Annotated in this window: 9 protein-coding genes and 1 pseudogene; 5 read left to right on the top strand and 5 right to left on the bottom strand. The window is 40.8% G+C overall.

Annotated features, from left to right (window positions below; all coding sequences use genetic code 11):
• Nucleotides 1-163: 163 nt before the first annotated feature.
• From BSCG_RS03710 to BSCG_RS03720, 3 genes are all read left to right on the top strand, one after another.
• Nucleotides 164-3,136, top strand: coding sequence for a SusC/RagA family TonB-linked outer membrane protein (locus BSCG_RS03710; protein ID WP_008777224.1), 2,973 nt, complete (start codon nt 164-166; stop codon nt 3,134-3,136).
• Between the two features lie 16 nt (nt 3,137-3,152).
• Nucleotides 3,153-4,706: a SusD/RagB family nutrient-binding outer membrane lipoprotein gene (locus tag BSCG_RS03715; protein WP_008777223.1), complete on the top strand. Its 1,554-nt coding sequence runs from the start codon at nt 3,153-3,155 to the stop codon at nt 4,704-4,706.
• A gap of 228 nt (nt 4,707-4,934) precedes the next feature.
• A complete protein-coding gene (locus tag BSCG_RS03720) occupies nt 4,935-5,507 on the top strand; it encodes a GNAT family N-acetyltransferase (protein ID WP_008777222.1) in 573 nt (190 codons plus the stop codon).
• 9 nt (nt 5,508-5,516) lie between these two features.
• Here BSCG_RS03720 and BSCG_RS03725 read toward each other — a convergent pair whose 3' ends face one another.
• The 5 genes from BSCG_RS03725 to BSCG_RS03745 form a co-directional block, all read right to left on the bottom strand.
• A complete protein-coding gene (locus BSCG_RS03725; protein WP_008777221.1) occupies nt 5,517-6,164 on the bottom strand; it encodes a MarC family protein in 648 nt (215 codons plus the stop codon).
• A gap of 61 nt (nt 6,165-6,225) precedes the next feature.
• Entirely contained in the window at nt 6,226-6,918 is a 693-nt protein-coding gene (locus BSCG_RS03730) for a YjjG family noncanonical pyrimidine nucleotidase (protein WP_008777220.1), read from the bottom strand.
• A 92-nt stretch (nt 6,919-7,010) separates the two neighbouring features.
• A complete protein-coding gene (locus BSCG_RS03735) occupies nt 7,011-7,868 on the bottom strand; it encodes a hypothetical protein (RefSeq protein ID WP_004326281.1) in 858 nt (285 codons plus the stop codon).
• 33 nt (nt 7,869-7,901) lie between these two features.
• Complete coding sequence (rsmI, locus tag BSCG_RS03740) at nt 7,902-8,576, bottom strand: 16S rRNA (cytidine(1402)-2'-O)-methyltransferase (protein ID WP_004299177.1); 675 nt, start codon at nt 8,574-8,576, stop codon at nt 7,902-7,904.
• Nucleotides 8,577-8,588: 12 nt separating this feature from the next.
• Nucleotides 8,589-9,323: a hypothetical protein gene (locus BSCG_RS03745; protein WP_008777219.1), complete on the bottom strand. Its 735-nt coding sequence runs from the start codon at nt 9,321-9,323 to the stop codon at nt 8,589-8,591.
• A 140-nt stretch (nt 9,324-9,463) separates the two neighbouring features.
• Here BSCG_RS03745 and BSCG_RS03750 point away from each other — a divergent pair, with 140 nt between their 5' ends.
• Together BSCG_RS03750 and BSCG_RS03755 are read left to right on the top strand one after the other, a co-directional pair.
• The gene (locus tag BSCG_RS03750) at nt 9,464-10,063 is read left to right on the top strand and encodes a thymidine kinase (protein ID WP_004299175.1); all 600 of its coding nucleotides are present in this window, start codon (nt 9,464-9,466) and stop codon (nt 10,061-10,063) included.
• A 21-nt stretch (nt 10,064-10,084) separates the two neighbouring features.
• Nucleotides 10,085-11,219: pseudogene (locus BSCG_RS03755) on the top strand (AI-2E family transporter).
• The last annotated feature ends 33 nt before the right edge of the window (nt 11,220-11,252 follow it).

Here is an 11,252-nt window from a genome sequence, read left to right as displayed (position 1 = left end):
ACACATATATAGACTGGCAATAATAACGAATTTATTTAATCATCTAATAATTAAGCATATATGTATCATTAATTAAGAAAAGAAAAAGCTCTCCACACCTAAATATTAGATATTACATCATTGATAATCAATAATATACAAAATATTTAGTTCTGCAAAGACTTTGCAGATTTCGTATATCGGAATGCAAACACAAGAGGTAGTTATTAAGCCAAATTTGAGAGTTGTATTAAAGGCTGACGCCCAAAAGCTAGACGAAGTAGTAGTTACCGCTATGGGTATTTCACGTGAGAAGAAAGCATTGGGATATGCCGTACAAGACGTCAAATCGGATGCGTTGACACGTGCTGCTAATACAGATTTAGCGGGAGCCTTACAAGGAAAAGTATCAGGTATTGACATCACCCCATCATCAGGTATGCCGGGTGCTTCTTCAAAGATCACGATTCGCGGTTCTCGTTCTTTCACTGGAGACAATACTCCATTGTATGTAATTGATGGTATGCCTATCGCTTCTACCGCAGATGTGAGTACTTCTCTTACCGATGGAGCGTATGGAACGGACTATGCTAACCGTGCTGTCGACATTGACCCTAATGATATAGAAAGTATCAATATATTAAAGGGACAAGCCGCTTCTGCTTTGTATGGTATGAGAGCTTCCAATGGTGTTATCGTTATCACCACCAAAAGTGGTAAAGGAGCAGATAAAGGAAAACCGACTATTACTTTCAGTACTAACCTTTCCTTTGATAAGATTTCAACTCTTCCGGAACTGCAACAAGAATATGCACAAGGTTCAGGCGGTACTTTCGATCCGTCATCTCCTTTCGCATGGGATCCTAAGATTTCCGAATTAGCTAACGACCCTACCTACGGAGGAAATACAGACAACAGTTACACCAGCCAATATGGTAAACAGTCCGGAAAATACTATGTTCCTCAACTTGCAGCTGCCGGCATGAATCCGTGGGCTACTCCACAAGCATATAACAACATGAAGGACTTTTTTGAAACAGGTGTATCTTGGAGCAATAACGTCAATGTAGCTCAGAGATTCGACAAAGGTAACTACTCCTTTTCTTTGGGTAACACCACCAGTAATGGTATCGTTCCATCAACCGGTATGGATAGATATAACGTGAAAATGTCCGCCGAAGCACAACTCCATCCTAACTGGACTACCGGATTTAATGGAAACTTTGTGACTTCAAAAATCTCCAAACAGTCTACAGCCAACACCAGTGTGGTTGCTACGATCTATAATGCACCCGTCAGCTATAATATGGCCGGTATTCCTTCTCACATAGAAGGCGACCCTTACACACAAAATACATATCGAGACAGCTGGATCGACGATGCATATTGGGCAGTTGACAATAACCAGTTCTCCGAACGTTCACAACGTTTCTTCGGAAATGCTTTCGTGAAATATACTACTAAATTTGGAACAGACAACCACAAACTGGATATTAAATACCAGATCGGTGATGACGCTTACACTACCAACTATTCAGAAATCTACGGATATGGAAGTACTTGGGCACCTACAGGTGAAGATTCAGAGTACCATTACACTGTTAATGAATTAAACTCACTGTTAACTGCCGCTTACACATGGAATATCAACGAAGAATGGACCTTGGATGCATTGATTGGTAATGAGTTTGTGGATAAAAAGACAAAATATGAATACGCATATAGCATGAATTTCAATTTCCCCGGATGGAATCATCTGAATAATGCTTCTGTATTCTCCAACGAAAGCCAATACAACAAGAAACGGACGGTAGGTAATTTCGCCAACTTGTCAGTAGCATGGAAAAACATGCTCTATCTAAGTGGAAGTATACGTAACGATATTGTTTCAAGCATGCCACGTGACAACCGTTCTTTCACTTATCCTTCAGTGTCATTAGGATTCATCTTCACCGAACTGGCTCCCCTGAAGAATAACATATTGACTTTCGGTAAGATACGTGCTTCTTATGCAGAAGTTGGTATGGCCGGTGATTATACTCAAAGTTATTATTATACTCCGTCTTATGGTGGCGGCTTCTATATGGGAAATCCTATTGTTTATCCAATTAATGGAGCAATGGCTTACATTCCATATTATAAGGTATATGACCCTAACTTAAAACCACAAAATACAAAATCATACGAACTGGGAGCAGATCTTACTTTCTTAAACGGACTGGTAACCTTGAATTATACCTATTCACGTCAGAATGTGAAAGATCAGATATTCGAAGTTCCTTTGGCAGGTTCAACCGGAGCCTCAAGTATGATAATGAATGGAGGTAAAATCCACACAAATACCCACGAGTTGACATTGGGCGTATCTCCGGTAGATACCAAAAACTTCAAACTCGACTTCGCTTTCAACTTCTCCAAAATCGACAATTACGTAGACGAATTGGCTCCAGGAGTAGAAAGTATTATGTTAGGAGGATTTGTAACTCCGCAGGTACGTGCCGGAATTGGTGACAAGTTCCCTGTGATCTATGGAAAAAGCTATATGCGTAATGACGAAGGCAAGATTGTAGTAGACAAAAACGGACTTCCCATGCAGGGAGAAGATGCGGTTATCGGAACTGTATCTCCTGACTTCCGTTTAGGTTTCAATACAAATATCGAATTGTACAAGTTCCGTATTTCTGCAGTATTCGACTGGAAACAAGGAGGACAGATGTATAGTGGTACCGCAGGTGAAATGAACTATTACGGTGTGAGCAAATTATCTGGTGATATGCGTAATACCGAATTCATTGTGGAAAACTCCGTTAAAGAAACAGGAAAAGATGCGGATGGTAATTCAATCTATGCCCCCAATGATATAAAAGTAACAGATGCTCAAGCATATTTCACCAGAAGAAGATCAATTGACGAATCTTACATTTATGATAATTCTTATATCAAATTGCGTGAATTATCTGTAAGTTATCCGGTTTTCTCAAAGAAATGGCTGAATGTGAACGTTAATGTTTTTGCCCGCAACATTTTGGTTTGGTCTGAAATGAAAGGTTTCGATCCGGAAGCTTCACAAGGTAATGACAACATGGGAGGTGCATTCGAACGTTTCTCTCTTCCGGGAACAGCCAGCTATGGTTTTGGATTTAATGTAAAATTCTAATTAGCTAAAAAGAAAGATGAAAACATATAATATAATTAAAAGTATTTTTGCCGCTACTGTTTTATCAGTTGTTTTTTCCGGATGCTCGGAAGATGCAATGGATAGAATCAACAAGGACCACGGCCATACGCAAAGCGTAGCCGCAAGATTCATTCTGACAGATGTGATAACCTCTACTGCATTTTCCAATGCAGGAGGTGATTTCAATACTTATCTATCTGCTTACATTGAATATGAAGTAGGTGTTGACAACCAATTGTATTATGCAGAAACCAGAGAGAGCGAACCGACCTCATCTTCCACTTTCAACAATACATGGAATGGTCTGTATTCAACATTGAAATCCGCCCGTATCATTATCAATCAATGCAGCGAGGGAGGCATAGACCATGGGAATTATGTAACCAAGGGTATGGCTGAAGTGTTGGCTGCTTATAATTGCGCATTGATAGCCGATATGTTTGGAGATGCTCCATGTAGTCAGGCTGCATTAATTGACGAAAACGGTTCTCCTGTTTACCTAACTCCTAAAATGGATAAGCAAGAAGAAATCTATACCCAAGCAATGCAATATCTGGATGATGCCATTGCAGACTTACAGAAAGAAGATCTGATAGACCCGGAAGCTCAAGATTTGCTGTACCAGGGTGATGCTGAAAAATGGCTTAAGTTAGCATATGGTCTGAAAGCACGCTACACGATGCATCTTCTTAAAAGATCTGCCAACAAAGACGCGGATATGGAGAAGGTGTTGGAATATGTAAATAACTCTTTCGAAAGCGCAGAAGAACAAGCAGCATTCGACGTATATGACGCTAATAACATAAATCCGCTTTATGGTTTCTTTGTGGCACGTGCCGGATTAGGTGCAAGCGAAAGCATGAGAAGCAAACTGGCAGAATACAATGACCCACGTCTGTCCAGAGCTTTCATCACTAAACAGGGTACCTCCGGAAAAGAACAAGCTCCGGGAACCGCAGACAACGCCGTATATGCGCCTAACGGTACACCAGAACAAGGCACTTCCAAATATGGAACTTCTTTATTTATGTATTCTATATCAGCACCAACACTGTTGTTGAGTTATCATGAATTAAAATTCCTGGAAGCAGAAGCTCTGTGCAGATTGGAACGTGATGCTAAAAGTGCATTAAAAGATGCAGTAGTGGCTGGACTGTTAAATGCGGAAAACAGCTTTACTATTTCAAGAAAAGAGTTGGGCAAAACACTCATCAATGCAGCAAGCAGTATTACGGAAGCTGAAGCCGAAAGTTACTTTGACAATACGATAGAGGCCAAATATACAGCTGAACCTTTGAAAACAACAATGACTCAAAAATACTTCGCATTATGGGGAGCTTCAGGTGAAGCGACAGAATCTTACAATGATGTTCGCAGAATGAAAGGACTAGGCGAAAACTTTATTGAGCTAAAAAATCCAAACTCTTTCCCATTACGTTGTCCTTATGGCAATAGCGACACAACAACAAATGCCGAAGTGAAAGCAGCTTACGGAAATGGACAATATGTGTATAGTGAAAACGTTTGGTGGGCAGGTGGAAGCAGATAATCCATTGACTTGAATCATATAAATGAGACTGAATTCTCTAGGGGAAAGGCGGGAATTCAGTCTCATTTCTTTATATCAAGTTTGAGAGGTGTAAACAGAACATTCAGTCACAATTATGCCAAGAGAATTGTAACAACTATACATGTCTACTGATTTTCCCGGTTCATACGATACATCATAAACTATACTTTTGTTATATTTGCAGACGCTTGAATAATATAGAATACGATGAATCATATAGAAACCCAACGATTGATATTGCGACATTTCACAGAAGAAGACATAAACGCCTTGTTCTCAATTCTAAGTGATAAAGACGTTAATACATTTCTACCGATGTTCCCATTAAAAGATATAGAGGAAGCAAAAGACTATCTCCAATATATAAAAAGCTGGATTCAGCAGAAAGGATTCTACTATGCTATTTGTATGAAAACAAACAATGTACCCATTGGTTGTATCCATATAAACGGAGATGACAGCCATGATTTGGGGTATAGCATTAAGAAGGAGTTTTGGCACAAAGGGATTTGTGCAGAAGCTTGTCAGGCAGTAATCGATATGCTGAAACAAATAAATATTCCCTATATCACAGCTACGCACGATGTAAACAATCCGAGAAGTGGAAAAGTTATGCAGGCTATAGGCATGAAATACCAATATTCTTATGAAGAATATTGGCAACCAAAACTTTATCTGGTTACATTTAGAATGTATCAATTAAATTTCGATGACCAACAAGACAGGGTATATAAAAAATATTGGAATAAATACCCTGTTCATTTCATAGAGGAGATATAAGCAGTATTGCTACTTCATTCCTTCTCTCACAATATCTACCAGAATCGGCTTCAATCCGCTAACGAAACATTCCACTGCAATCACCATCAGAATCAGTCCCATAAGACGCATCATCACATTATTACCCGTTTCACCCAAGACTTTTACCAATTTCGTGGAAGCACGAAGAATAAAGAAAGTCAACAGATAAATCAGGGCGATAGTACCGATCAAGATTCCCTTCATTTCATAAGAATGCGCATCCTGCATCAAAACGATTGCATTGGCAATCGCTCCGGGACCGCATAACATAGGAATGCCGAGAGGAGTAATAGAGATATCATCCGCATACGTTTTGATTTCTTCGTCCTTCAACTTCATCGGTGTATAGCGGGCTTGAAGCATATCAAAGCCTATCTTGAAGATAATCACCCCACCGGCAATACGGAAACCATTGGTAGAGATACCGAAGAACTTGAAAAGAAACTGCCCGGCAAAGACAAATACCATCAATGTAATAAACGACACAATAGTAGCACGACGTACGATAGACTGACGTTCTTTATCCGTCATACCATGAGTCATGGTAAGAAAGACAGGCATCGTTCCCAACGGGTTGGTCAACGTGAAGAATGAAGTGAAACAAAGTAAGGCGAAAGGCAGAAGCGTACTATCCATGATTATATCGTATTTTATGCAAAACTAAAACGCAACAAAAATACGACTTAATCCAGAAAACCTATAATAAATCCATTAATTCTTTCAAGGAATGGATGTGATAAGTAGGGAGGAAAGGGAAAGCTGTCCGTTCTGTCACATTGTAGAAAACCTGATGCATCCCTACTCCGTGCGCTCCGGTTATATCCGCTTCCCAACTATCACCAATCATTAAGGATTCGCGCAACTCGGATTGAGTAGCAGACAAAGCAAAATTGAATATCTCCGGCCAAGGCTTCAGCACTCCGAGATCTTCCGAGAGAATCACCTTTCTGAAATACCCGTCCACTCCTGCCGAACGCATCTTACGTGATTGCAATTCACGAAACCCATTGGAAAGGATATAGAGGTTATATTTGGGAGCAAGATATTCCAATACCTCCTTTGCATGAGGCATTAAAACACTTTTAGTAGGGATAATAGCGAAAAAATCTCTCGAAAACCGTTCAGCGAGCGCTTCATCTTTCACTCCCACGGCCTGTAAAGGATAAAAGAAACGTTGGCTGTTCAATTCATCCTTCGTTATCTTTCCTTCACCGTACTCAACCCAGAGTTCGGTATTTCTTTGTTGATAAAGAGTATAATAATGATTGAATGAATCAAAATAGCGGTCGAACGAATATTTCTGATATACTTCCTCAAAGGTGTTACGAGCATTTTGAGAAAAAGCCCAGATGGTATCATCAAGATCAAAAAAAAGATTTTTATATTTCATCAGTAGTTATATAATAAGAAACAAAAAAGCCAATGTGCTAATTTCTTGAATCCAGGAATCAGCACATTGGCAATTCAAAAGGGATATCTACCTTATTTTACCTGGATAACCAAGTATCTGGATACACTCCAGAATTCAGTAGGATTAGTAATCTTCAATGTCAACTGGCCTTTATCATCTTTTACCAATTCATAAGAACCGGTCGGATGAGTAGTCAGTAATTCAGCACGTTTAGAGTACAACTTGATTTCTTTGGTTGTACGGATATCGATCTGCGTGAAATAATCCTTATTGAAATCAGCGCTCTTCAACACGTCTCCGCTCTGAAGAATCTTTTGAGCTTTCAATTCAGATTTAGTACCAAATACGAACCAGGCAGCATTCAGGCTCTTTTCCTGTTCTGCAACGGTTTTAGCTTTCGCTTCGTTTTCTGCGGCCAGAGTTTCTTTTGCTACAGACAGATCGCTGACAGCAGCATCCAATTCCTGAATACGGATATTCTTGGAAGCCAGTTCTGTTTGAAGCTCTTCGATACGCTGTTGTTTAGCGTTCAATTCAGCAGTCAAAGCGGCAACAGCTTTTTTCATCTGTGCAGAATTGTAATTGCTATTCTTCAACTGTGCCTGCAATTTTGCAATCTGCGCTTTGTTTTCTTCCATTTGCTTGGAGATGAATTCGATGTCAGAAGCAATCTGTTGCTTGGCACTGGCAGAGTTTTCAGTGATGGTTCCACGCTGCAAGTCAACACGGCTTTCGGCAGCATTGATCTTACGGAAACCTTCCTGAACTTCATTGAAAGTCCCCATCATATCATCCAGTTCAGCGTTGCGCTGGTTCAGTTCCATCAAAAGAGAATCATTTTCAGCTTTCAGGTCTTTACTTCCACCTTTAAAGCCATCACACGAAGCCAACAAGGCTACGCATACAAATAAAACAGCTAACTTTTTCATACGTTTACGTTTTACGTTTTTTAATGAAGTTATTTAATCATCTATTCCTGCTAATACTATCACAATCTCGCCCCGGGGTTCGGTAGCGGTAAAGTGTTCTATCAATTCAGCCAAACTGCCCCGAACTGTTTCTTCGTGGAGTTTGGATATTTCACGCGACACGGTTGCCTGACGTTCAGCACCGAAATATTCGGCAAACTGTGTTAACGTCTTCAACAGACGGTGGGGTGATTCATAAAACACCATCGTGCGGTGTTCTTCCGCCAATGTCTTCAGTCGTGTCTGCCGTCCTTTCTTCTGGGGGAGAAATCCCTCGAAGCAGAACTTCTCGTTCGGCAATCCCGATGCTACGAGTGCCGGAACAAAAGCGGTTGCTCCCGGCAAGCACTGCACTTCAATACCGTTGCGCACACATTCACGAACAACCAGAAATCCGGGATCGGAAATTCCAGGCGTTCCGGCATCCGAAATTAGTGCCACCGTTTCACCTGCCTTTATTCTATTAACAACACTTTCCACCGTTTTATGTTCATTAAATTTGTGGTGGGATTGCATTGCATTCTTTATTTCAAAGTGTTTCAGCAAGATACCGGAAGTACGTGTATCCTCCGCCAAAATCAGATCGACCTCTTTCAGGACTTTGATAGCCCGAAAAGTCATGTCCTCCAGATTCCCTACCGGCGTAGGCACCACATATAGCTTTCCCATCTTGTTTTTGTTTTATACTGATTGATTAAAATATTTCTTTAGTAGCTCCAGAAAGTCGTTCACCGCCTCCTTTTCTTCATTCAATTCGACTTTCGAGGACAGAAATGCGACTGCAGTCTTGTAGGAACTCATTACTGATATCTGTTCGATAACCCGATTCATCAAATCAGTGTTGCCTCCGAACAGTTCACGAGAAAAACGGAAAGAATCATTCAAGCTGATAGCATGTCGCAAGCCGGCAGACAGTTTGAGACTTTCTCCCAACACAGCCGATTTAGGTTCTTCCTCTTTCACAACAGTTTCAACGACAGGTTCCTCAACAATTGCCGGTTCCTCTTTTTTCCCTTCTTCTTCTTCTTCTTCTTCTGCTGCTGCTGCTTCTGCTTCTTCTGCTGCTGTCTCTGCAGCTGCCGCTATTACGACAGGTTTCTCTTCCGCAACAATGGCTTCTCCTTCCTCATCTTCTTTCACAACAACCGATTCGAGAGATTGTATAATCACGGGGGAATCCTCTTCAGACCCGGCAACTTCATCCTCCTCTTCCGCTGTCTCTTCCACAGCTGACGGAGAAATTACCTGAACAGCATCCACCTCCTGCTGCAGTTCGTCCAAACGCCCCTGCATCCGTGTAATGCTCCGCTTCAACAGTTCAGACAAAGTCGGAGTCGGCTCCTTGGTAAATGAATCCATGAGATACTTCAACTCATGAACATCCAACTCAATATCTGTTAATAGCTTCTGTTTCATGTCAGTCCATTGTTTATACGGTGCGAATGTAGGAATAATTTATGCAATAACTTAAAATAATGGATAATTTAACAGTTCTTGCACATTGAATTGCTTACCTTTGTCCACATATTTATTTAATCAAGAAAACACAAAATCTCATGGTATTATTTTCAGAAGACCACATACAGGAGACTAGAAGAAGAGGCCGGATCGAAGTAATCTGCGGTTCTATGTTCTCCGGAAAGACAGAGGAATTGATTCGCAGAATGAAGAGAGCGAAATTCGCGAAACAACGTGTCGAGATATTCAAACCTGCTATCGACACCCGTTATTCAGAAGAAGACGTAGTCTCTCACGACAGCCATTCTATCGCCTCCACTCCCATCGATTCGTCAGCCAGCATTTTACTGTTTACTTCTGAGATAGATGTAGTAGGTATTGATGAAGCACAGTTCTTCGACAGTGGTTTGATTGATGTATGCAACCAGCTTGCCAACAATGGAATCCGTGTTATCATTGCAGGATTGGATATGGACTTCAAAGGAAATCCATTTGGACCTATGCCACAATTGTGCGCCATTGCCGATGAAGTCTCCAAAGTTCATGCGATCTGTGTGAAATGTGGTCAGCTGGCCTCTTTCTCACATCGTACAGTCAAGAATGAGAAACAGGTTCTTTTAGGCGAAACAGCCGAATATGAGCCTCTGTGCAGGGAATGTTATCTCCGTGCACGAGGGGAAGATGAGCAGAAAGTATAAACTCTATAAAAGAAACAGATTATGGAAAGGAAAAAGATAACATTCGACAGTTTTATACGCGGTTCCATCGGATGTGTGTTAGTTGTAGGAATATTAATGCTCGTGGAACGTCTTAGCGGAGTGTTATTACCTTTCTTTATTGCGTGGCTGATAGCTTATATGGTCTATCCGTTAGTCAAATTCTTCCAGTATAAGCTACGATTAAAAAGCCGCATTATTTCCATCTTCTGTTCCTTATTCCTCATTACGGTTATCGGAGTCACTTTATTCTACCTATTAGTGCCGCCGATGATTTCGGAAATAGGCAGAATGAACGACTTGCTAGTGACTTACCTCACCAATGGAGCCGGTAACAATGTGCCTAAGAATCTTTCTGAATTTATCCACGAGAACATTGATCTTCAGGCGTTGAACCGTGTATTAAGTGAAGAGAATATCCTGGCGGCAATCAAGGATACCGTCCCCAGAGTGTGGACTTTGCTTGCAGAATCTCTCAACATTCTATTCAGCATCCTTGCCTCTTTCATTATATTATTATATGTAATCTTTATATTATTGGATTACGAAGCGATAGCTGAAGGATGGTTGCATCTGCTACCCAATAAATACCGTACGTTTGCCTCCAACCTGGTTCACGACGTACAGGATGGTATGAACAGATATTTCCGTGGACAGGCTTTGGTTGCTTTCTGCGTAGGTATTCTTTTCAGCATCGGTTTCCTGATTATCGATTTCCCCATGGCTATCGCTCTGGGACTTTTCATCGGAGCATTGAATATGGTTCCCTACTTGCAAATCATTGGTTTCCTTCCCACCATTTTATTGGCAATCCTCAAAGCTGCCGACACCGGACAGAACTTCTGGATTATCATTGCATGTGCATTAGCCGTCTTTGCAATCGTACAAATCATACAGGATACCTTCCTTGTCCCCAAAATCATGGGAAAGATTACCGGACTGAATCCTGCCATCATCCTTTTATCTCTTTCTATCTGGGGTTCATTAATGGGAATGCTCGGCATGATTATCGCCTTGCCACTAACAACTTTGATGCTCTCCTACTACCAACGCTTTATTATCAACAAAGAAAAAAATAAAATATGATGAAGTAGAAACTACTGATAATCAAGAAACAAGCCATAACGAGGAAAAATAATTGAAACTTTTTTCTACGGAATGCTTGCAAATT

The sequence above is a fragment of the Bacteroides sp. 2_2_4 genome, from assembly GCF_000157055.1.
GTDB lineage: Bacteria > Bacteroidota > Bacteroidia > Bacteroidales > Bacteroidaceae > Bacteroides > Bacteroides ovatus.
The sequence above is the reverse complement of the archived record's forward strand: the minus strand, read 5'-3'. Positions and strand labels throughout refer to the sequence as shown.

Bases quoted from the DNA above. Each gene is read 5' to 3' on its own strand.
- BSCG_RS03715 (WP_008777223.1), top strand. From the start codon at position 3,153: ATGAAAACATATAATATAATTAAAAGTATTTTTGCCGCTACTGTTTTA.
- BSCG_RS03720 (WP_008777222.1), top strand. From the start codon at position 4,935: ATGAATCATATAGAAACCCAACGATTGATATTGCGACATTTCACAGAA.
- BSCG_RS03725 (WP_008777221.1), bottom strand. From the start codon at position 6,164: ATGGATAGTACGCTTCTGCCTTTCGCCTTACTTTGTTTCACTTCATTC.
- BSCG_RS03730 (WP_008777220.1), bottom strand. From the start codon at position 6,918: ATGAAATATAAAAATCTTTTTTTTGATCTTGATGATACCATCTGGGCT.
- BSCG_RS03735 (WP_004326281.1), bottom strand. From the start codon at position 7,868: ATGAAAAAGTTAGCTGTTTTATTTGTATGCGTAGCCTTGTTGGCTTCG.
- rsmI (WP_004299177.1), bottom strand. From the start codon at position 8,576: ATGGGAAAGCTATATGTGGTGCCTACGCCGGTAGGGAATCTGGAGGAC.
- BSCG_RS03745 (WP_008777219.1), bottom strand. From the start codon at position 9,323: ATGAAACAGAAGCTATTAACAGATATTGAGTTGGATGTTCATGAGTTG.
- BSCG_RS03750 (WP_004299175.1), top strand. From the start codon at position 9,464: ATGGTATTATTTTCAGAAGACCACATACAGGAGACTAGAAGAAGAGGC.